The organism is Niallia yueguangensis (assembly GCF_052663115.1).
The window spans coordinates 224,021-246,796 of the sequence record NZ_JBQTCX010000003.1; the positions used below are offsets into that span (position 1 = coordinate 224,021).

Sequence of the window (22,776 nt, forward strand, 5' to 3'; positions counted from 1 at the left end):
GAATTTTATTTAATGAAGATTTTTGAAGTATTATTAATTACTGCATCTGCAGGGAGCATAATTGCCCCCTTGCTAATGTGACATAGATGAAACATGATAATAATCTGATAGTTTATAAAAAATGATCGTAAATTCTGTATATATTCCTTCTTCACTTTTAACGTCTATTCCTATACTAAGCGTTCCTGCCATTTTTTTTGCATAGTAAAGTCCCATACCGGTGGATTTCGTTCCTACTTTTCCATTTTTCCCCGTAAAGCCTTTATCGAAAATTCTCGTCATTTCTTCTATTGGAATACCAATTCCGTTATCTTTAATGTTCACATAATAAGCTTGTTCATCTTCTTTTGTATATATGTGTAATAATCCTCCCTCAGGAGTATATTTACTGCTGTTATTAAGGATTTGACAAAAAATATAATAAATCCACCTTTTATCATTAATAACACTAAATGGTTTCAGCTTTGTTTCTATCTCAATATTTTTATTAATAAAGAAAAGAGCATTTTCTTTAATGGCGCTCCTTAATAAATGACAAACGTCGACATCTTCTGCTGCAATATCCTGATCATAATGATTAGCTCTTGTTACATGAAGAATGTGATTTATCCTAAATTTCATTTGTTCTATTTGGTTTTGAAATTCTTTACTGCTCTCATCTTCTAATTCTTCAAGCAGCAAATCACATACAGCTATATTAACTTTAATATCATGCACCCATTGAGTCATATAATCCTGTATTTCATTAATTCTTTTCTTATAATCATCTTCCATTTCAAGAAACTTATTATGCTGTTTTCTAGATTCTTTTAATAACAAATTTATATAAAAGTCTCCGTCATTAGAGGCTTTTTTTTCTAAAGCATCTATTGAACTAGTAAAAACATTTTCATATTTTCTTTTCTGTTTAATGTATCCATAATACATAATTAATAGCTGTATAATCACTATCAGCAAGTCCATATATAAAATATCTGCCATGCTTTTTTCAAGCGATATACTGCTAAATAATATCCCATTAATAATGATAAGAATGGTTATATTACTCATCATCCATAGTTTATTAATCTTTAAATAATCTGCTATCTTCATTGAATAATATATCCCATTCCTTTTTTCGTCTGAATAATATTCTGAACCCCTATTTCTCCAAGTCTGTTTCTTAATCTATTCAAGTTAACTGTCAGCGTATTTTCATTCACATAAACATCATCATTCCAAAGTTGTTTCATTAGACTATCTCTAGTTACCACTTTCCCCTTATTTTCCATCAGCGTTTTTAGGATTTTAAATTCATTCTTTGTAAGCTCTAAACGTTCATTTTGATAATGTATGGTTGTATCATGTAAATTTAGAATAACATCATGGCATTCAATAAGCTGGTTTTCTAATGTTTTATATTCATAAGTTCGCCTCATAATAGCCTGTAATTTAGCTACGAGCACATGACTATCAAAAGGTTTTTGTATGTAGTCATCACCCCCGTTGCTAATAGCCATTACAATATCTAAATTGCTGTCTCTAGAGGAACAAAAAATAATAGGGACATTTGAATATTCTCTTATTTTCTTACACCAATAAAAACCATCCAAGCCTGGAATATTAATATCCATGAGAATAATATGCGGCTTTTCTTCCTCAAATGTTTTTAAAATATTGTCAAAGTCCTCACAAATAATTGTATCGAATCTCCATTTTACCAGAATATTTTTTATAACATTTGCCAAATCCTTATCATCTTCAATAATCAATAATTTATAAATATGATTCAATTTCCTCATCTTCTTTCGTGAAATTTTTATCCAAATTACAGAAATACCAAAGGGAATATTAACCTTTTATAATAGTATCGTCAAATGATTCGTTTTAGTATAAAATCTATTCAATTTCTTCCAGATTTTAATCTAATATTTCTGTGGTAATTACATAAATATTCTATTTACTTTTTAAAAAGTATAGACTGAAGGGACTTTGACTAACCGTAGGGAAAAGTCCTGAAGTATGATAAACAATAGGCACTGGCGGGTTAACGAAATGACTTGGCCGTTTCGTTTCACTTCCCTTTTTAAAATGGATCGATAATCATAACTAATCTTAACCAATCATTTAAATAATATTAACACCCTCTTTACATTAGTTTCCTACACTAAAAATGCAGATTGGACATCTTATTAATAGATTAATAGAGATTAAACGCACAAAGTCTAGTTCTTTTTGCAAAGAAAAAGACTGCAGCTACAAAAGTGGAAGGAACTTGGTTTCGAATAAACCTGACGATGAGTAAAGATTCTTGAAAATAGAGGAGGATATTTTGATGGAAGAAAAATCATTAGATCGACGCACCTTTTTAACAAAAATTGGAACAGGAGCTGCTGCCCTTGCAGTTGCCACTTCTGGTTTAGGTATTTTAAGCGAGACAGCCAATGCAAAATCCAACAGCCTATTAAATGTAAAACCAAAGAAAAACGGCTTTAAGTTTACGCCAATCAAAGCTACTGCAAAAGACGAGCTCGTTCTTCCAAAAGGATTTAAATATGACGTTGTAGCCGCTTATGGCGATGTAATCAATCGTAAGGGGGACACATTTGGTTTTAACAATGACTTCACCCTTTACTTTCCTATTAATAATTCCAGTAAACGAGGATTATTGTGGGTAAATCACGAATATTCAAACCCTCTGTACGTGGAAGGAGCAAATGCAGACGATAAATATACTCCTGCCCAAATTGAAAAAATGCTGTACAACCTAGGTGGTTCCATTATTGAAGTGTATTATGACAAAAAAGCAAACAAATGGAAAATGGATCCTTCTTCTACTTATGCTCGTCGAGTATCAGGATTAACAACTTTTACACTTACTGGACCGGCAAAAGGAAGCAAGGCAGTAAATGGTGCAACAAGCGTTCAAGGAACATTCGCTAACTGTTCTGGTGGAAAAACATTATGGAATACAGTTTTATCTTGTGAAGAAAACTTTGAAGAACCTGCTATGAAGGCAGGATTAAATCAAACACATTACGGTTGGGTAATCGAGGTTGATCCATTCAATCCAAAGTTTACTGTCCGAAAACATACTGCTCTTGGACGTTTCAACCATGAAAATGCTTCAATGGGACTTTCTAAAGATCATCGTGTCGTTGTTTACATGGGAGACGATAAAAAAGATGCTTGTGTCTATAAATTCGTAAGTAAACATAAATATGTACCTTCATTAGGGAAAAAGAATTCTCGTCTTCTTGAAGAAGGAACGTTATATGTAGCAGACTTACAAAATGGCAAATGGATCGCTCTGACAATTGATGCCGTAAAAAAAGCAGCTGCTGGCAAACCAGATTTACTGGAAAAATTCCAAACGCAAGCTGATGTTTTAACCTACTGTCAAGAAGCGGCTATCCTTCTCGGGGGAACACCTACCGATCGACCAGAGGATGTAGAAATTTCACCATTTGATCACACGATTTTTATTGCACATACAAATAATGACAAGCACGGAAACTTACACGGGCACATTACTCGTATCTTTGAAAAAAATGGTGACCACGGTGCAACTGAATTTGAATACGAAATTTTTGCAGCAGGCGGACGTCAAAGCGGATTTAGTGCACCGGACAATTTGACTTTTGACAGCAATGCGAATTTATGGACTGTAACAGATATTTCATCAAGTAAATTAAATACTGGTGCATGGACAAAATTCAAAAACAATGGAATGTTTGTCATTCCTACTGTTGGCCCGGATAAAGGAATTGCTAAGCAGTTTGCCTCTGCTCCTGTAGAAGCAGAACTTACTGGTCCCTGTTTTGCTCCGGATGAACAGACCTTGTTCTTATCTGTTCAACATCCTGGTGAAGAAACAGAAGATATTAAAAATCCTACAAGTACATGGCCGCACCGAAAAGGCGAAAAAATGCCTCGCCCGGCAGTTGTTGCTATTACGGGATTTAAATTTTAAGGAGGAAATACGATGCTACAAAACATTGGTGTACCTGGACTAATATTGATTTTAGTTATTGCCCTTATAATCTTTGGTCCGTCTAAACTGCCTGAAATTGGACGTGCTTTTGGAAATACTTTAAGAGAATTTAAAAACTCTGCGAAAGATTTAATTTCTTCAGACGAGAAAGAAGATAAGTCACAATCTAAGTAATGTAGAAGAAGATGTAAGCGGGTAAGCTTACATCTTCCTCTTATTTTTAAGAAAGGAGCAGTTATATGGCTAAACAAGAAATGCTTTTTGTGGAGCACCTCGAGGAACTCAGGAAGCGGATTATCTATACGTTGATTGCCTTTATGATTTTTTTAGTTGGATCTTTCATTTATGTGCAGGACATTTACACATGGCTTATTCGTGATCTTGACCATCAATTAGCTGTATTGGGGCCAAGTGAAATCCTCTGGGTATATTTTATGATTTCCGGCGTGATCGCGATTGCTCTTACCATACCAATTGCCGCCTATCAAACATGGCTATTTGTAAAACCAGCGCTTTCTAAAAAAGAACAAAAAACAACCTTGTCGTATATTCCTGGACTGTTTATCCTTTTTATCGCTGGCTTATCATTCGGTTATTTTGTCGTATATCCAACTGTCCTTAGCTTTTTATTGTCTTTATCTGAAGGCCAGTTTGAAACGATGTTTACGTCTGAAAAATATTTTAAATTTATGGTTAACTTGACACTGCCATTTGGATTTTTATTCGAAATTCCGCTTGTTGTCATGTTTCTTACCTCTCTTGGTGTTGTTAATCCTATGATTCTTTCAAAAGCAAGAAAGATATCTTACTTTTTGCTTATCGTTGTATCTATATTAATTACACCGCCTGATTTTATTTCAGACATATTAGTTACCGTGCCTCTTTTAATTTTATACGAATTTAGTGTAACATTATCAAAAATCGTCTATCGAAAAAAACTTAAACACGAACAGGATAACGTCATTGAAATAAAGAAAACTTCGTAAGCAAAAACTCATAAGAAGTTCGTTTTTGTTAAAAATTTGCTTAGCGTCGAAAATTCTATTTATATTATGATGAAGAAAGTGAGGTTCAAATATGTTGATGGTGTGCAGCAACCATGTGAAAGATGGTCTTAAAAATACAAATGTTCCTCATGTAAAAAAAATCAAACATTATAAATATACCTGTTCATTTTGTCATCAAGAAGCTATCATAAAAATCTTTTACTCCATGCCTTTTTATAGAGAAGATAGATGCAGCTTGATTAAAAAGTTTGATCAAAAAGAGCTTTGTGTTAATTAATTTTAAAAAATATAAGAGCATGTTTTGAGCAATCTTTTTTCAAAACGTGCTCTCTTTTTTAGAAGCTATTAAAAAATGCAGGCGATGAATCTTTAAAACCTGGATAGGAAGTTATTTAAGAGGCAGATCATATGAAAAGTATAAAGGGTGCAACCGTGTAACTATGTACATAGTTGATTACACTCAAACAACCGGCGAAGAAACAGTGAAAAATCATCAATGAGTAACAGAAAGTGAATTATCACCACTTGAAATAATGTTTGGATTAAAATTTAAAAAAGCTTATCCCCTGAGTAGATAAGCTTTTTTTACTTGGGTCCTTCTAATAAGATTTAACAATTAACATATCTCTTGCTTCTGTTCCCGGTTGCTCATCCGAACAATAACATCAAGAGCATCTAAGGATGACGTTTTCTTTTGATGCTGCTTAGTCCTTTGTTTCATCAACATTAATGGTTTTGAATCATGTACTACACTTTGAATGTTGAAAATCAAGTCATTTTTAGTTTTAGCCAACAATGCTAATCCTGATTGTATTAAAAAACTAGCGTTGTCTTCTTCTTGACCAGGAAGAGGATTGTAGATTAATAGCGGTAATTCCATCGCTAAAGCTTCTGCAGTAGTTACCCCACCCGGCTTTGTTATCATAACATCTGAAATTGCCATTAATTCATGTATATTCTCGGAGAAACCCATCAATAAAATATCATGTTTAGAATTCTTTAGTTCGTGCTTCAACTGTTCTTTCAATTTCTTATTTCGTCCACAAACAATAATCAGTTGTAAATTAGATGATATAGATTCTAATGCTTGGAAGGTCGATAAACCTTTGCCGATAAAACCATCTCCTCCTCCCATCACTAGAATAGTGAATTTATTAGCATTCATCCGGTATTTTTTAAATAAAAATTCTCGCGACTGTTTCTCAATGAATCTTTGACGAATTGGGATTCCTGTATGTTTAATTTTAAACTCCTCTACTCCTACTGAAATTAATCTATCTTTCACCTGGCTAGAGCCGACTAAATATTGGTCGGTAAATGGGTGAATCCAGGAAGAATGATCTGTATAGTCGGTAATGATTGTCACTGCAGGAATATCGATTAAGCCCTGCTCTTTTAATTTTGAAATGATTCCAGCGGCAAATGGGTAGGTGCTGACAACAACCATAGGTTTAACCCTTTGTATTATTTCGAGCATAGATTGCATTCCAATAGAAAAGAGTGAATTCAACTTGGTCGAAAACACAGTCTTTACACGGGTCTTTCTATATAAGTAGCTATAAACTTGAGGGAATTTTTTAATGCTGCTTTTGTAAACATAGTTGCTGACAGGGTAAAGATACGGGTGAACCCAATCCTTCATATCTAAAATAATCGGCTCTGCATCAGGAAGTGTATAATCGACAGCCTCACTTATCGCCCTCGCCACTTGTTTATGCCCATCTCCAAAAGTTGCTGATAGTATAAGAATTTTATCCTTGCTTTTATCATACATACTTTATTGGCTCCTCATATGTGAATTTAATCTTTACAATTAATTTTTAAGTAATGTAGAGGAATCACGTACTGATTACAGGACCACAAAAAACCTAATTAATATCGATAACTTTTCAAAAAAAAGAAGATATAAATTTAAAACATATTTATGAAACAAATTTTTTTATATTACTTCATTTTTGAGGATTTTGATGAACATACTATTATTTTCATCTTGAATTATAAACACACAAGTTGAATCTCATCTTAATATTTCGTTAAAAAAAAATTAAGATTATCTTCTATTAATCAGCATTCCATTTACAAAATAAAAAACACCCTTCTTTTTTTGAGAAGGATGTGAAGAATTTCTTTATTCAGGTACAGTTACCTACTTCTAACCCTATATTTCTAGGAATTTAAACGAGGGTTTTGTTCATTGTTCTTTCGTTTTCTACTACACCATATTGCGATCTCTTTTTTCTGTATGATAAAACATTTTCTATTTTTAACAAAAGGCTCTGTTAAACTTGCCTGTTGATTTCCGTTTCAGGCGTTCGCTTTCCGCGGGCGGTCCGGGAGCCTCCTCGGCGCTGTGCGCCTGTGGGGTCTCCCTCTGACTCGCTTTTCCCGCAGGAGTCTCACACCTTCCACTCCAATCAACATAGTGCCAAAATCAACAATGAGCTTTAACATAGCCTAACAAAAAAATAGCAGAATACCGCTTTTCAGGATGTTCTGCCAATAGCAATAGAGATTTCATTAGCTGCTTCTTTAACACGATCTATTAGAAAGGATAATCGTTCTTCTTTTACACGGTAATTTAGAACACCTATACTTAGTGCTCCTACAACTTTATGATTAAAGTCCAAGATTGGTGCGGCAACAGATAAGGTTCCCTCTGTTCTCTCACTATAGCTTACAGCATACCCTTGTCTTTTTATTTGGGATAATTGCTCTAATAAGATGTTATAATTCTCCGAGGTTGGAATAAGTTTTTTTGCAATAAATCCCATCTCTTCCGAATTCATATTAGCTAATATCGTTTTGTTAGCTGCACCAATATGAAGTGGAATTCGTAAACCTAATTTATCAATAATACGTACATTGAGTGGACTGTCCACTCTTTCGATAATAATAGCATCTGTTCCATCTGGAATATTTAAATAAATACTCTCCTCTACTTGAAGTGATAAACGTTTCATCACTTCCCGAGCTACAGACCTAAAATCTAACTTTTCAAGTTGACGCAACCCAATCTCGATCCACAAATATCCTAGTTTATATAGTTTTGTTTCAGGATTTTGAAAGATAAGACCATGGCGAATAAGAGAATTTAGTAGTCTATGTGCTGTACTTGCAGGAAGATGTAATCTTTCTGATATTTCTGAAATAGACCACCATTCTCTATCATTCTTAGAAGCTAATAGTTCAATAATACTTACTGCTCGATCAATCGATTGTACCATAATTATCTTCAACTCATCTTATTATTTAGAATATTTTGTACACAACAAATTTAGCAGAACATGTAATATAAAGCAACATGAAATTAAAAAAGTGCAATACATTTAAATTTCATGTGAGAAAAAATAACAAAAACTATTGACATATATTGATAATTATTTAAAAATAAGACTTGTGATTCCATATTATAGATTAGTTTTCCGCATTACGGAAACGCACAAAATAATGTTCTAATTTTTACATACGAGTATTACTTATATTTAGGTTAATCCTTTCTATGCAAGCGAAAACCATTTTTAAAACATTTTAAGGAGGAATCACAATGACAACTGAAGTCAAAAAAACGGAAAAAATTATGAAACAAACGGAGAAATTTGGCGCCAATAACTATCATCCTCTTCCAATTGTCATTGAAAAAGCGCAAGGTGTATGGGTAGAAGATCCGGAGAATAATAAATATATGGATATGCTAAGTGCATATTCAGCAGTAAATCAAGGTCATCGCCACCCTAAAATTATTGCAGCTTTGAAACGTCAAGCGGATAAAGTAACATTAACGTCTCGAGCTTTCCATAATGATCAGCTTGGTCCATGGTATGAGAAAATTTGTTCCTTAACAAATAAAACAATGGCACTACCTATGAATACGGGAGCTGAAGCGGTAGAAACAGCCTTTAAAGCAGCACGCCGCTGGGCTTATGATGTAAAAGGAATTGCCGAAAATCAAGCAGAGATCATCGCTTGTACAGGGAACTTTCATGGTCGAACGATGACAGCTGTTTCTTTATCATCAGAGGCTGAATATCAACGCGGATTCGGTCCTATGCTGCCTGGAATAAAACTAGTTCCTTACGGAGATTTGGAAAGCTTAAAAGCAGCAATCACACCTAACACAGCCGCTTTTCTAATCGAGCCAATTCAAGGAGAAGCAGGCATTATACTGCCACCAGAAGGGTTCATAAAAGCAGCATTCGAACTTTGTAAAAAACATAACGTCCTATTCATTGCAGATGAAATCCAAGTTGGGTTGGCAAGGACAGGAAAAATGTTTGCTTACGAGTGGGAAGCTATTGAGCCTGATGTATTAATTCTAGGCAAAGCACTTGGCGGTGGTGTATTCCCTATTTCATGCGTCGTTGCGAATGAAGATATACTAGGAGTGTTTAATCCTGGTTCTCACGGGTCTACTTTTGGTGGAAATCCGCTCGCATGTGCGGTATCTTTAGCTTCTTTAGAAGTTATTGAAGAAGAAAAATTAGCAGAGCGTTCATTAGAATTAGGAAATTATTTTAAAGAAAAGTTACAAGCAATCAATACCCCCGTTATTAAAGAAGTAAGAGGCCGAGGTTTATTTATTGGAGTAGAATTACATGAAGAAGCAAGATCTTATTGTGAAAAGTTAAAAGCAGAAGGTTTGCTATGTAAAGAAACTCATCATACTGTTATTCGTTTTGCTCCACCACTTACTATATCTAAGAAAGAATTAGACTGGGCCATTGAAAGAATTTATAAAGTCTTTGAAGAGAAATAAGTAAAAAATTAACTTTTCTTATAAGTTGTTTTTAAAAGAAACGCCTACAGAAACAACAACTACTATCTGTAGGTGCATATTTATAACTTTTAAATTCTGAAAATTCAGAGAATAAAAATACGTTAAAGTTTATAAATATGCATTCATGCATTTTAACAAAAAGTATCTTTAAAATACGTATGGAGGAAAATAATGAGCAGCTTTAAGCAATATGAATTACAACGGACAATGAAAAGCAGGCATCTTTTTATGATTGCATTAGGCGGAGTCATTGGGACCGGATTATTTTTAGGATCAGGTTTTACGATTAGTCAAGCTGGACCTCTTGGTTCTATGCTTGCGTATATACTTGGTGGATTTTTAATGTATTTAGTCATGTTATGCCTTGGAGAATTGGCAGTTATTATGCCAGAACCTGGATCATTTCAATCTTATACCACTAAATATTTAGGTCCTTCTACAGGATTTATGATTGGCTGGCTATATTGGTTTGGTTGGGCAAATACGGTGGGACTAGAATTTACTTCCGCCGGTATATTAATGCAAAGATGGTTTCCTGATATCCCCATTTGGGTTTGGTGTTTAATTTTTGGCAGTATCACCTTATTAGTCAATGTAATATCTGCACGAAGCTTTGCTGAAACAGAGTTTTGGTTTTCAAGTATTAAAATAGCAGCAGTCGTCTTATTTATCATTATCGGTCTTGCTGCCACGTTTGGATTTATTCATTTTCAAGGAAATGAAGCAGCTCCTTTTTTATCAAATTTTACAACTGATCATGGCTTATTTCCTAATGGCATGACAGCTGTCCTTCTCACATTAGTGATGGTCAGTTTTTCATTCCAGGGTACAGAGCTTGTTGGAATTGCAGCAGGAGAAAGTGAAAATCCAGAAAAAACAATTCCTAATTCGATACGTAATATTGTTTGGAGAACATTGTTTTTCTTTGTGTTAGCAATGTTTGTACTAGCAGCTATTATTCCTTATAAGACAGCAGGCGTTACTGAAAGTCCTTTTGTGGCTGTACTTGATAAAATCGGGATTCCTTATGCTGCAGATATAATGAACTTTGTTATTTTAACAGCAGTATTATCGGTTGCAAATTCTGGGTTGTATGCAGGCGCTAGAATGTTATGGTCACTTTCAAGAAGTGAAATGGGACCCTCTCGTTTATCAAAATTATCAAAAAAAGGTGTACCTATAAATGCTTTGCTTATTACCTTTGCAGTTGCTTCATTTTCTTTAATAACAAGTTTCTTTTCAACTGACACAGTATACTTGTGGTTAATCTCCATCGCCGGAGTCGGCACAATTGTGTCCTGGATGTGCATTTGTGCTTCTCATTTCTTCTTTCGCAGACGTTTTATTAATGAAGGCGGCGATATTAAAGATTTAAAATTTAAAGCACCTTTGTTCCCTATTGTTCCAATCCTCGGATTTGTATTGAATGGGCTAGTCTTAATTAGTCTGTTCTTTATTCCAGATCAAAAGGCGGGTTTATATGGGGGCGGAATTTTTATTGCACTCTGCTATTTGTATTATCATTTTAACATCAAGAAAAAAAGGAAAATCCAAGAAAATAAGAGCACTATCAGAAAAACTAATGTCCGTTAAGGATTAAATGATCACTAATCTTTTCGTATTGAAATAACTAATTCAAAGTATTAGAGAGGAACAAACAACAATGATAAAAAGCGAAAATCTATTTAAGATAAAATGCCATAACGAATACAATCAACTAAAGCATGTAGTTGTGTGTCCACCAAAATATATGGAGATCAAAGAAGCTATTAATGAGACGCAAAAGCAATATCTTTTAGAGAATATCAATCAAGAGATTGCTATGAAACAGCATGAACAATTTGTAAAGGTTCTTCAGGAAAATGGAGCAGTAGTTCATATGCTTCCACCTGATGCTCGTTATAATGAGCAGGTTTTTACTCGGGATATTGGCTTTTGTTTAGGTAATACTTTATTTATCGGAAGTATGGAAAGTGATATTCGTAAAGGAGAAGAATCAGTTCTCAAAAACTGGTTGGATCATCATGGATTTACATATAGCGAAATTACATCAGGTTCAATTGAAGGCGGAGATGTTATTATCTCTGAAAATAAAGTATGGGTTGGTTTGAGTGAAAGGACATCTCAAGAAGCAATAGATGAATTAAACATATTGTTGCCATCTTATGAAGTAATACCTCTCCCATTAAAAAAAGAAATATTGCACCTAGATTGTGTATTTAATGTGATTTCACCAAATACGGCGATTATTTATCCGAATGCTTTCTCCGAAGATGCACTTACGTTAATAAGAAAGCACTATAACTTAATTGAGGTTGACGAAGCGGAGCAATTTTCAATGGGACCAAATATACTGTCACTTGAACCAGGGAAAATGCTCAGTCTTCCTCAAAATGTACGAATGAATGAACAATTACGCAAAGCTGGATTTCATGTGATTGAAGTTGATTTTTCCGAAATTATTAAATCTGGTGGTTCTTTTCGCTGCTGTTCTTTGCCTATCTTGCGGATGTAATAAGTATTTGCCATCAAGAAAAAGTAACTTAAACAAAATCTGTACACAATAATCGCATTGCATACTCTTTTTTGTGAGAGCTTTTATGTACAGTGAGCACTTACAGAATGAAACGTTTTCTTTCTGTAGGTGCTTTCATGATATGTCTAGTTGTCTGCAATTTAAGAATGTCATTCTCTTCTATTCCTTGCGCTAATTATTAATCATTGCTGGGTAAACCTTGTCTTTCCAGATTTAAAAGCTGTGTCTTCATTTCTAAACCACCACGATAACCGGTTAACGCCCCATTCTTCCCTACTACACGATGACATGGCACAGTGATTAAAACTGGATTAGCTCCAATGGCCGCCCCTACGGCACGAACAGCAGATGGTTTATTTATATCGTTTGCAATGTCGGAATATGACTTCGTCTGTCCGTACGGAATCTCACAAAGCGCGTTCCAGACTGTAAGCTGGAATGCTGTTCCATTATAATCAAATGGTACAGTAAAAGTTTTCCGATTTCCTTCTAGATACTCAATGATTTCAACCGTATAGGGTTCAAGTTTTTCTCTTTCCTCAGCAAGAGGACTCCCTGGAAAGCTTTTTATAGCCCATGCAGCCAATTCCTCGTACGGTTTGTTCTGTGAACCAACATAGCATAGCCCCTTAGATGTGGAAGCAATATAAAAGTTCCAATCCTTATACTTCAACAAAGACCAATAAATAATTGGTGTTTCTTTTGAATTCATTTTAGATCCCCTCCCTTTTTTACGACGCAGCTGACGATATTGTTCTGGCGTATAGCCGATTTTCTTTTTAAACAAAGTTGTAAAATAGGAAGTATTGGATATACCTACACAACTAGCAATATCCGCAATAGCTTTATTCGTTTGCATTAAATACTCTTTAGCCGCATTTAATCTAACCTGTTGTATATACTCAACTGGTGTAATTCCTTTCATCTTTTTAAACGTTCGATGTAAATGATAAGGACTCCCATGAGCAATATTCGCCAACGTTTCTAACGTTAATTTTTTGATAAAATTTTTATCAATGTATTCAGTGATAAAAGCAACCCATTCACTATCAGGCAACTTCTCATTAGTTGGCTTGCAGCGTTTACAAGGGCGAAAATTTGCATGAAGTGCTTGTTCTGCGTTTTGAAAAATAAGCACGTTTTCTTTTTTCGGAAGGCGGGATTTGCATGACGGTTTACAGAAAATCCCCGTGGTCTTTACAGCATAGCAAAATTGTTTATTGTACGAAGCATCATTATCTATAATTGCTTGCCACATTTCATTTGTCATCATTTCGAGGCCTTTCAAATGTTCATGATCATGACTCATTTGAAATCCATTATTGGCGCTGTCCTTCATTATACCTCACCTCTTCTTTAACTTGCTTCATACCTAACACTATAACCTTTTAAATTTGAAAAAATAAGGCTTTAAAAATGAAATAGCAAGATAACAAAATGAGACTAGGTTATTAACCTTTTACTAACTTCTGCATATTATATAAAAAAATAGTTTATGCTGGAATACATATTATATTTTCCTTTATGCTTTTGATGGATTAAACCATAACATATCTGTTAAAATGACATAAATAGATTTGAACATGAGTCGAAATTTTGTTCTGAGTGCTTGAAAATATCCTATTTAAGCATCACTTTAGTAAGCTATTAACTTCAGTATTTTTAATATTCAAATTTATTGAGGGGAGCAAATGACAATGATAGAAAGTGGAAGCCTCTGTAATGTAAACTGCAGGACGGAATATAACCATCTGAAGCATGTAGTCGTGTGTTCTCCGAAATATATGAGTATCAAACAAGCAATAAATGAGACTCAGAAACTCTATCTTTTGGATAATATTGATCAAGCGAAAGCTATGAAACAACATGAGGAATTTGTTACAGTATTACAGGAAAATGGGGTAGAAGTTCATATGCTTCCCCCCGACGAACGTTATAACGAACAGGTTTTCACTAGAGATATTGGCTTTTGTTTGGGGAATACCTTATATATTGGAAATATGAAAAGCGATATACGTAAAGGAGAAGAAGCGGCACTTAAAAACTGGCTGGATTATCATCATTTTACATATGTTGAAATTACATCAGGTCCTATTGAAGGTGGGGATGTTATTATCACCGAAAATAAAGTATGGGTTGGCCTAAGTGGCAGGACCTCTCAAGAAGCAGTTAATGAATTAAAAACTAAACTTACTACTCATGAAGTAATCCCTCTGCTATTAAAAAAAGAGATACTGCACCTAGATTGTGTATTTAATGTTGTTTCATCTAATACAGCAATTATTTATTCAAATGCTTTCTCCGAAGATGCACTCACGTTAATAAGAAAGCATTATAAGTTAATTGAAGTTGACGAAGCGGAACAATTTTCAATGGGGCCAAATGTACTGTCACTGGAACCAGGGAAAATGCTAAGCCTTCCTCAAAATGTACGAATAAATGAGCAACTACGGAATGCAGGATTTCATGTTATTGAAGTTGATTTTTCCGAAATTATTAAATCAGGTGGTTCCTTTCGCTGCTGCTCTTTGCCTATCTTTCGGGAATAAATACGTGAGTGGTACTCCTTTTTCCCACAGGAGTATAGCGACGAGAAGGCTTGGCACTCGTCCACGGAAAGCGAAGTGTATTTTAGGCTGCGGGGTAAATAACAACAAACTATACGAAAAGAGTGTAAACAACAAACAGCCACAATTCATCTGCTTGAAAAAATTGTGGCTGTTTTTTACACTTTAAAATTAAATCACATTGCTTTTTTTATTTTTAGAAGAAGATGGCCAACCCTCAATGCCCTCTAGATTCTCGATGCTGTCTTTATAAAACTGAGGGTCCTTCCCAGCTTTTTTCTGTTTAATGTAATCATTCATTGCCGCAAAGGCAATTTTAGATAAAAACAAAATCGCAATTAAGTTGACAATTACCATTAAGCCCATAAATAAATCTGCTAAATCCCACACTAGCTGCACTTTTGCTACAGATCCAAAGAGAACCATAACAAGTACACCTATACGGTATACCATAAGCGCTGTCTTATTCGTATTTAAAAACTCAATATTTGTTTCGCCATAATAATAGTTTCCGATTAATGTACTGAATGCAAACAGCAATACCATAAGGGCAAGGAAACCTGGAGCCCATGAACCAATATGGGTAGCTAGTGAAGCTTGCGTTAACTCAATCCCGCTTAATTCTGTTTGTTTATAAACCGGTGAAAGCAGGACAATAAACGCAGAACTAGTACAAATAATTCCCGTATCAATAAGCACGCCCAAAGCTTGAATTAATCCTTGTTTAACAGGATGGCTTGTGACAGCAGCTGCTGCTGCGTTTGGTGCACTTCCCATACCTGCTTCATTGGAGAATAGTCCCCTTTTAATCCCATTCATGATGATGGCAGCAAATGATCCGCCAAGCGCTTGCTCCAAGCCAAATGCACTTTTAAAAATCAGCATGAGAACGCCAGGCACTTCTGTAATATTCATGACGGTAATAAATAAAGCAATGCCGATATAAAGAACCGCTAATACAATGACAATGTATTCAGATGCTTTCGCAATGCGTTTAATACCGCCAAAAATAATAGCAGCAAAAACAACGGTCATAATAATGCCAAGTGTAAGGCGGTCTGTTCCGAAAGAGTTTTCAAATGCTACTGTAATAGTATTCGACTGTACCGCATTAAAAACGAAGCCGAAAGAAAGAGTAATTAAGACAGCGAATACAGCACCCATCCATCGTTTTTTTAACCCTTTTTCCATATAATAAGCAGGACCGCCGCGGAAACCTTCTTTGTCTTTCACTTTATAAATTTGTGCAAGTGTACTTTCAACGAAACTAGAAGTAGCACCAATTAGCGCAATAACCCACATCCAAAAAATGGCGCCAGGACCGCCAAGTGCAATAGCAATGGCAATACCAGTTATATTTCCAGTACCTACACGAGCCGCCATGCTGATGCAAAATGCCTGAAACGGAGAGAGTCCAGACTTAGAACCTGTTTTCCCTTCTTTTAATACAAAGAACATTTCTTTCAACATACGAACTTGCAAGAATCGTGATTTAACCGTGAAGTATAGACCGGTTCCAATCAACATAATTATTAACAACTTAGACCATAAAAAATCGTTCAATTCCCCAATGACATTTATTAAAGCTTGTTCCAATTATTTTCCTCCTCATAAAAAGCTGAGATCCTTTTATCTAACACCCTTCGATATCATACTTTACATCATATAAAAAGAGACAAAATCCGATAAAAATTTACTAAACTTTAAGTATAAGTAAAATTTTAGCAAAATACTTTTTATACATCTTGTTAACTTTTATTACTAAGAATATGAATAAGAAATCTGCATAATTTCTTCACAAATACTTAATATAATAAAAAAACTACGTCAAAATTTATTGAATTTAATCTATTCTTTTAGAAAGATTGTAGAAGGTGTTGGTAATTCTGATCAAAAGGAAAATATATAAAAACGGGCAAATTTCTATCCCTAAACATCTACAGGAAGAGCTAAAAATAACCGATGGGGATCTTCTCTTTGTATATATTGTAAATAAAACGATTTTTATAGAAGCTGCACATGATAATGAAACCTTAAATCAATGTTATATTAGGGATGGACGCATCTCTATTCCAACAGAAATTCGACGTATATTAACTATTACAAATAGAACAACTCTGATAATGGGAATTTCTGAGGATAAACAAAAAATTTATGTAAAAATTAATGAAGTACAAAATTAATATGGACTATGCAAATAAACGCTTTGAATCTTTCAATTATGCATTTTTTAGAAAGATTAAAATAAGCCATTGCATACAAAGCAATGGCTTTTTAAATTAAGATTCTTTTTTTACAATACCTAAAACGATTTACATTTTTTACAAAATGTTTTATTTTCCTCTTCTAAATAGCCTGATATTATATAGACATATAATCTAATGGATTAATAGCATTTGATTTTGCTTGGTTCCATTCACCCTTATGCATTTCAAAATGCAAGTGCTGTCCAAATGAATGACCAGTATTTCCCATAATGCCAATTTGCTGTCCTTTAGAAACAGTTTCTCCTGCTTGAACACTTCTATTATCCATATGTGCATAGACAGTAGTATAGATTTGTCCATCGATTGAATGAGAAATAAAGACAACATTCCCATAACTAGAGGAATAATAAGATCTACTAACAACGCCGTCGGAAGCAGCAACTATAGGAACATCAGCACTATTTGCAATGTCTATTCCAGCATGAAATTTATTCCATCTCTCTCCTAGAGTTGATGTTAATCGACCTTCAGCTGGTTTAATCCATACTCCAAAACTATTATTTTCAGTAGAAGCTTGTCCTGCCGTGTCTTTTTTTCGTGTGTTTTCTAAATCAATTGCTTTTCCGATTGCTTCATTTTGTGCTGTAAGCAACGATTGTTCCTCTTCTAAATTTAATTTCTCGTTCTCTAAAGATTCTTCTTTAGTTTTCAATGAAGCCATGATATCATCTTTTTCCTTTTTTTGAACATCTAAGTTTTTCTTCATTATTTCCATATCATTTACATATTGTTGCAAGCTTTCCAACTTTTCATTTATTTCTATTTGTTTTTTTTCTAAAAGTTCCTTATCATCAAGATGCTGACGAATCAAGTCTCCATCTGCATTAACTATAGTTGCAACAGCACCTACTCTATCGATAAAATCACTAAAACTTTGAGATCCCATAATTACATCTAAATAACTGATACTCCCAGTTTGTTGGTATAACCGAACACGTTCTTTTAACAACTCTTCCCGCTTTTTAATCCGGTCTTGCAATTCAGAAATCTCTTTTTTTAATTCCTCTATTTTTATTTTTGTATTCGTAATTTCCTCATTCTTATCCCGTATTTTTTGATTTATATCACTAATTAACATATCAAGGCGTTGTATTTCTGAATTAATTTTATCTTGTTCATTGTGTAATTGATTTAACTCTTGGTTCACTTTATTTATCCCAGACTCTACTTCAGAACGATTTTCTTGAACATCTTTTTTACTATGTAAGTCTTGAACCGAAGATGCAAATGCACTAGAATCAATAAAAAATAAAGTAAAAGAAGCTGCAATTCCAATTTTTATAGCTGAGGTCTTAAGTGTTAGTTTTTTCATTTCTGATTTTTTCTCCTGACTGGCGTTTATGCTTTTACTTCTATAACATTTTTAAAATATTGATTTATCCCCTAGGTAAACTTAAACACTAATATCTATTTCAATAAGCAAAATTATAACATCACTTTTTGTCGAAATAGCAGTTAAAAAATTTTACAGTTATGTTTCGTTGTAATATTTTTAAAATGTTTTAGAAATCTCAAAATACGGGTAGAAACAGACTAGAGTACTTTTTTCTTTAATGGAGTCACTCCATATTTTCTGCACATTTTCTTGGTATATTGTTAAACATCAAAGGAGGAGTTATTTACATGTTGAAAAAATCAGTATTATTATTAATTGCAGCCCTTTTCTTAGTATTAGGAGCCTGCTCCAACTCTAATGATAAAAATAAGGAAAGCTCAGAAAATAAAGAGAGTAAGGAAAGCATGGATCATAGTAATATGAACCATTCTGACTCAGGTGAAGTTCCAGAAGGGATGAAACCTGCAGAAAATCCAACCTATAAAGTTGGAAGTAAAGCGATTATTAATGCTGACCACTTGAAAGGCATGAAGGGTGCTGAAGCAACGATTGTTGGTGCCTATGACACGACTATTTATGCTGTATCTTATACTCCAACAACTGGTGGAGAAAAAGTTGAAAATCATAAATGGGTCATTCAAGAAGATCTTAAAGATGCAGGTGATAAATCTTTCGAACCTGGAGCGGAAGTTGTTTTAGATGTAGATCATACGGAAGGCATGAAGGGAGCAACAGCTACAATTGATTCAGCCGAAAAAAGCACGATTTACATGGTGGATTACAAACCAACAACCGGCGGCGAAACCGTGAAAAACCATCAATGGGTAACAGAAAGTGAATTATCTCCAATTAAATAATGTGTATACAAAATGAATGTATGTTAACTTATCTAAAAGCTTATTCCTTGAGTGGATAAGCTTTTTTACTTGGTGTAACATACTAAATAGCTATAAGTTTTTTTTCTGCATAAATTCTTTAAACAATTGAAGTATGATAACTCAAACTTCGCAGTTATTAATTCCTCTTCATGTATTTCCATAACTTAGTTTAGAGCATTTAGATAAGGGTGATTGAATAGTCTTTTTGAGTGTTTTTTTTGCAAACATTATTCCTTACAAATAGGGGCTTGCTTTCCGTTTCAGGATACGTGGGGCGTGCGATGAGCCTCCTCGGCGCTTGCGCCTGCGGGGTCTCATCTAACCCGCTAATCCCACAGGAGTCTCGCACCTTCTACTTCAATCAAGCCGTTTTATCAATTAGTTGCTGTCGCTGAACTGGTAAAAAACACCCACCTTATAGAAATAGACTCAAGCGGCACATTTTGGTAGAACAACGTTGAATAAAAACATGAAAAAAATCAACGCTACTATTGTTTAGCAATAATACCTTGTAATGAAATTCGAAAACAAGAACTTATTTTAAAACAAGTTGCTTGTAACGGAGGGTGCGAAGACTCCTGCGGGAAATGTGGGAAGGCTGAGACCCCGCAAGGCAACGCCGAGGAGGCTCAGCTCCCCCCCCCCCGCGGAAAGCGAAGCAACCCGTAGTGGAAAGCAACCTCAACAATAAAAAAACAAGCCTTCCTTTTTATTGTTCTAAACCAAGTCCTATCAAGATTTGCAAACAAATTTGAAGGTGCGAAGTTTGAGTGATAACTTATATTCATTTAATTCGAATGAAGGTGATAAAGATTGAACAAACTCTCTATAAAATTAGGTATCGTATTCTTTTTCATTATTTTCGGACTGGAAACGTTTATGTTCTTCTTTCTACATAACGCTCTAGTCAACTCTCGTGTAGAGGAAGAATTATCTTCCTTACAGGCAAGAGGGAATGCTCACCGTGATATTCTTGAAGATCATTTTGATAAAGATACCATTAGCCATGTTGCATTAATGGAATCTGAAGCTATTACCGATGTAGTTATAACTGATTTTTCTGGTCATATATTAGGCTCCTCTTTTAAAAACAATCAAATAGAACAATATTTAAAAAAGCCGCAATCAAAGATTGCTGCAAAAGGTCAAATAGTCGAAGCTGACTGGGAAAATAAACCTTATATTATCACGATAAGTCCTATTGCAATGGACAAAAAAACAATAGGGTTTGTTTATATGTTTCAAGAGACTACATCTATCCAATCATTAATAGAAAGATTAAATCAACATTTTTTACTAACTGGTTTTATTGTGCTGTCTCTTACATTTATCGTCATCATTATTTTAACAAAAGCCCTTACAAAGCCACTCATGAAAATGAAAGAAGCTACCTATCAAATCAGTAAAGGCAATTTTTCCGTTACCCTTCCTAAAACAGGAAACGACGAATTAGGAGAGTTGGCTGAATCGATAAAATTGCTTGCGCAGGACTTAAATTATTTAAAAAAAGAACGGAATGACTTTTTAGCCAGTATATCCCATGAGCTTAGAACGCCTTTGACTTATATAAAAGGGTATTCAGATATTGTCATGACAAGAGATCTTAACCGCGAAGACCAAGAGAAATATTTGAAGATTATCGTTGATGAAGCAAATCGTCTTTCTTCCTTAATTGAAGATTTATTTGCATTAGCAAAAATTGATAAAAATTCATTCGTTATTCAAAAACAAAAGATTTTACTGAATGATTTGCTGAAAAAAATGGATCTTAAGCTATCCCCTGCATTTAAGGAGAAAAATATGAGCCTTATCATCTGCTGCCCTGAAATGACTTATTTATATGCTGATCCATCAAGACTCGAACAAATTATAATCAATTTATTGGATAACTCTATCAAATATTCATCCGACGACAGTAAAACGATGATAACAGTTATCCCAAAAAAGAAGACAACTGAAATCATCATTAAAGATAATGGGAAAGGCATACCTGATAAAGATCTTCCTTACATTTTCAACCGATTTTATCGAGTGGAAAAGTCTCGGAAAAGGTCATTAGGCGGAACGGGACTTGGATTAGCCATTGTGCAAGAACTAGTTCACGCTCAAGGTGGATCAATAAATGTCCACAGCAAACTAAATAGCGGCACAACTTTAATCTTAACTTTTGATAATAAAGGAGCTGATAAATAATGAAAAACATCCTAATAGTAGATGATGAACCACAAATGCTAGACTTGATTGCCCTTTACTTATCCCCTTTAGAATATCATTGCATCAAGATAAGTTCTGCAATGGATGCCATTATCTATTTAGAATCAAATCCAGTCGATCTTATTTTACTAGATGTAATGATGCCAGAAATGGATGGATGGGATACATGCAAAGAAATAAAAAAATATTGGGACACGCCGATTATTATGCTTACAGCAAGAACAGAAAAACGAGATATTGTAAAAGGCTTAAGACTCGGCGCAGATGATTATATTTCAAAGCCATTTGATGGCGAAGAGCTTGCAGCAAGAATAGAAGCGATGCTAAGAAGAAATAAGAAAAGCACGCATAAATTATTTTTTGAAGGACTTACATTAAATCAGGAATCTTTCGAATTACAATATCAGGGAAAAGACATTACACTGACTCCAAAAGAATTTGCTTTGATGAACCTTTTTCTACAAAATCATCATAAAGTTTTCACAAGAGATCACTTAATACATTCTATTTGGGGACATAGTGTAACAACAGAAGATCGAACGATAGATTCCCATATCAGAAATTTGCGGGACAAACTCCGAAAAGCTGGATTCCCTGCTGAAGAATACTTGTTGACTGTTTGGGGAGTTGGGTACAAATGGGCCGGAAAGGATAATAATTGACAGATTATCTGCTTAATTATTTGCCTTCAAATCCTATATTGTCAGCTATTATTAGTATTACTTTGAATATATTAATCGCCATTTTCGGATTCCTGCCTAGTGCTTTTCTTACCGGTGCAAATATACACTTTTTTTCTTTTGAAAAAGGGGTGATTATATCCATAATCGGAGAATCCTTAGGAGCTTTAGTTAGTTTTATTATCTATCGAAAAGGCATATACAAAATAAGGTCCTATAGTAAAAACAAGAACAATTTATTAAAAAGATTGGAAAACGCTTCTACATCTGAAGCTATCATTCTTATTATTATCTTAAGAATCCTCCCTTTTATTCCATCAGGAGTAGTTACACTAACAGCAGCATTTAGCAAAATTAAGGTTGGCGCCTTTACTATTGCAAGTACAATAGGCAAGATTCCTTCCTTATTAATAGAGGCTTACTCTATTAATAAAATATTCAATATAAAATCAGCTTTCTTGGAGGAGAATATTATTTATATTACTATTATTCTTTTACTATTATATATTTTTATAAAAATTAGGAAAAAGAAATAATTAATACA

General features: G+C 34.3%; 19 protein-coding genes and 1 pseudogene. 12 read left to right on the forward strand and 8 right to left on the reverse strand.

Going from position 1 to position 22,776, the window contains the following annotated elements; all coding sequences use genetic code 11:
• Window positions 1–72 precede the first annotated feature (72 nt).
• Both ACTYA4_RS04325 and ACTYA4_RS04330 read right to left on the reverse strand, forming a co-directional pair.
• The gene (locus ACTYA4_RS04325; protein ID WP_445505527.1) at window positions 73–1,092 is read right to left on the reverse strand and encodes an ATP-binding protein; all 1,020 of its coding nucleotides are present in this window, start codon (window positions 1,090–1,092) and stop codon (window positions 73–75) included.
• A complete protein-coding gene (locus tag ACTYA4_RS04330; protein ID WP_443480375.1) occupies window positions 1,089–1,772 on the reverse strand; it encodes a response regulator transcription factor in 684 nt (227 codons plus the stop codon). Before ACTYA4_RS04330 ends, ACTYA4_RS04325 begins: the two co-directional genes overlap by 4 nt.
• Before the next feature lie 542 nt (window positions 1,773–2,314).
• Here ACTYA4_RS04330 and ACTYA4_RS04335 point away from each other — a divergent pair.
• The 3 genes from ACTYA4_RS04335 to tatC all read left to right on the forward strand — a co-directional run bounded on the left by ACTYA4_RS04335 (window position 2,315) and on the right by tatC (window position 4,959).
• A complete protein-coding gene (locus ACTYA4_RS04335) occupies window positions 2,315–3,952 on the forward strand; it encodes a PhoX family protein (protein ID WP_443480376.1) in 1,638 nt (545 codons plus the stop codon).
• Between the two features lie 12 nt (window positions 3,953–3,964).
• Window positions 3,965–4,147, forward strand: a complete 183-nt coding sequence (locus tag ACTYA4_RS04340; RefSeq protein ID WP_443480377.1) for a twin-arginine translocase TatA/TatE family subunit — start codon at window positions 3,965–3,967, stop codon at window positions 4,145–4,147.
• Between the two features lie 65 nt (window positions 4,148–4,212).
• Window positions 4,213–4,959, forward strand: coding sequence for a twin-arginine translocase subunit TatC (tatC, locus tag ACTYA4_RS04345; protein ID WP_443480378.1), 747 nt, complete (start codon window positions 4,213–4,215; stop codon window positions 4,957–4,959).
• 637 nt (window positions 4,960–5,596) lie between these two features.
• Here the strand turns inward: tatC and ACTYA4_RS04350 are convergent.
• Both ACTYA4_RS04350 and ACTYA4_RS04355 read right to left on the reverse strand, forming a co-directional pair.
• Window positions 5,597–6,754 (reverse strand): MGDG synthase family glycosyltransferase, encoded by a 1,158-nt coding sequence (locus ACTYA4_RS04350; RefSeq protein ID WP_445505528.1) that lies wholly within the window; start codon window positions 6,752–6,754, stop codon window positions 5,597–5,599.
• A gap of 709 nt (window positions 6,755–7,463) precedes the next feature.
• Window positions 7,464–8,204 carry an IclR family transcriptional regulator gene (locus ACTYA4_RS04355; RefSeq protein WP_443480380.1) on the reverse strand — a complete coding sequence of 247 codons (741 nt, stop codon included), beginning with the start codon at window positions 8,202–8,204 and terminating at the stop codon, window positions 7,464–7,466.
• Between the two features lie 320 nt (window positions 8,205–8,524).
• On the opposite strand from ACTYA4_RS04355, the gene ACTYA4_RS04360 reads away from it, so the two are divergent.
• The 3 genes from ACTYA4_RS04360 (at window position 8,525) to ACTYA4_RS04370 (ending at window position 12,269) form a co-directional block, all read left to right on the forward strand.
• Window positions 8,525–9,733 carry an ornithine--oxo-acid transaminase gene (locus tag ACTYA4_RS04360; RefSeq protein WP_443480381.1) on the forward strand — a complete coding sequence of 403 codons (1,209 nt, stop codon included), beginning with the start codon at window positions 8,525–8,527 and terminating at the stop codon, window positions 9,731–9,733.
• A gap of 192 nt (window positions 9,734–9,925) precedes the next feature.
• Window positions 9,926–11,347 (forward strand): amino acid permease, encoded by a 1,422-nt coding sequence (locus ACTYA4_RS04365; RefSeq protein ID WP_443480382.1) that lies wholly within the window; start codon window positions 9,926–9,928, stop codon window positions 11,345–11,347.
• Between the two features lie 70 nt (window positions 11,348–11,417).
• Window positions 11,418–12,269 carry a dimethylarginine dimethylaminohydrolase family protein gene (locus ACTYA4_RS04370; RefSeq protein ID WP_443480383.1) on the forward strand — a complete coding sequence of 284 codons (852 nt, stop codon included), beginning with the start codon at window positions 11,418–11,420 and terminating at the stop codon, window positions 12,267–12,269.
• Between the two features lie 199 nt (window positions 12,270–12,468).
• On the opposite strand, the gene ACTYA4_RS04375 is transcribed toward ACTYA4_RS04370, so the two are convergent.
• Both ACTYA4_RS04375 and ACTYA4_RS04380 read right to left on the reverse strand, forming a co-directional pair.
• Window positions 12,469–13,002, reverse strand: a complete 534-nt coding sequence (locus tag ACTYA4_RS04375; RefSeq protein ID WP_443480438.1) for a methylated-DNA--[protein]-cysteine S-methyltransferase — start codon at window positions 13,000–13,002, stop codon at window positions 12,469–12,471.
• Between the two features lie 21 nt (window positions 13,003–13,023).
• A pseudogene (locus tag ACTYA4_RS04380) lies at window positions 13,024–13,629 on the reverse strand (bifunctional transcriptional activator/DNA repair enzyme AdaA); the annotation flags it as partial.
• A gap of 352 nt (window positions 13,630–13,981) precedes the next feature.
• Between ACTYA4_RS04380 and ACTYA4_RS04385 the strand changes: the two are divergent.
• Window positions 13,982–14,839, forward strand: coding sequence for a dimethylarginine dimethylaminohydrolase family protein (locus ACTYA4_RS04385; protein WP_443480384.1), 858 nt, complete (start codon window positions 13,982–13,984; stop codon window positions 14,837–14,839).
• 189 nt (window positions 14,840–15,028) lie between these two features.
• Here the strand turns inward: ACTYA4_RS04385 and ACTYA4_RS04390 are convergent, their stop codons facing one another.
• Window positions 15,029–16,453, reverse strand: a complete 1,425-nt coding sequence (locus ACTYA4_RS04390) for an alanine/glycine:cation symporter family protein (protein ID WP_445505529.1) — start codon at window positions 16,451–16,453, stop codon at window positions 15,029–15,031.
• A gap of 278 nt (window positions 16,454–16,731) precedes the next feature.
• Between ACTYA4_RS04390 and ACTYA4_RS04395 the strand changes: the two genes are divergently transcribed.
• On the forward strand, window positions 16,732–17,040 hold the full coding sequence (locus ACTYA4_RS04395; protein ID WP_443480386.1) for an AbrB/MazE/SpoVT family DNA-binding domain-containing protein: 309 nt from the start codon (window positions 16,732–16,734) through the stop codon (window positions 17,038–17,040).
• A 178-nt stretch (window positions 17,041–17,218) separates the two neighbouring features.
• Here ACTYA4_RS04395 and ACTYA4_RS04400 read toward each other — a convergent pair whose 3' ends face one another.
• Window positions 17,219–18,436: a murein hydrolase activator EnvC family protein gene (locus tag ACTYA4_RS04400; protein ID WP_443480387.1), complete on the reverse strand. Its 1,218-nt coding sequence runs from the start codon at window positions 18,434–18,436 to the stop codon at window positions 17,219–17,221.
• Window positions 18,437–18,747: 311 nt separating this feature from the next.
• Between ACTYA4_RS04400 and ACTYA4_RS04405 the strand changes: the two genes are divergently transcribed.
• From ACTYA4_RS04405 to ACTYA4_RS04420, 4 genes are all read left to right on the forward strand, one after another.
• Window positions 18,748–19,317: a YdhK family protein gene (locus ACTYA4_RS04405; protein WP_445505530.1), complete on the forward strand. Its 570-nt coding sequence runs from the start codon at window positions 18,748–18,750 to the stop codon at window positions 19,315–19,317.
• 834 nt (window positions 19,318–20,151) lie between these two features.
• Window positions 20,152–21,531 carry a HAMP domain-containing sensor histidine kinase gene (locus tag ACTYA4_RS04410; RefSeq protein ID WP_443480389.1) on the forward strand — a complete coding sequence of 460 codons (1,380 nt, stop codon included), beginning with the start codon at window positions 20,152–20,154 and terminating at the stop codon, window positions 21,529–21,531.
• The gene (locus ACTYA4_RS04415) at window positions 21,531–22,214 is read left to right on the forward strand and encodes a response regulator transcription factor (protein WP_443480390.1); all 684 of its coding nucleotides are present in this window, start codon (window positions 21,531–21,533) and stop codon (window positions 22,212–22,214) included. Before ACTYA4_RS04410 ends, ACTYA4_RS04415 begins: the two co-directional genes overlap by 1 nt.
• Window positions 22,211–22,768 (forward strand): TVP38/TMEM64 family protein, encoded by a 558-nt coding sequence (locus tag ACTYA4_RS04420; protein WP_443480391.1) that lies wholly within the window; start codon window positions 22,211–22,213, stop codon window positions 22,766–22,768. Before ACTYA4_RS04415 ends, ACTYA4_RS04420 begins: the two co-directional genes overlap by 4 nt.
• Window positions 22,769–22,776 lie beyond the last annotated feature (8 nt).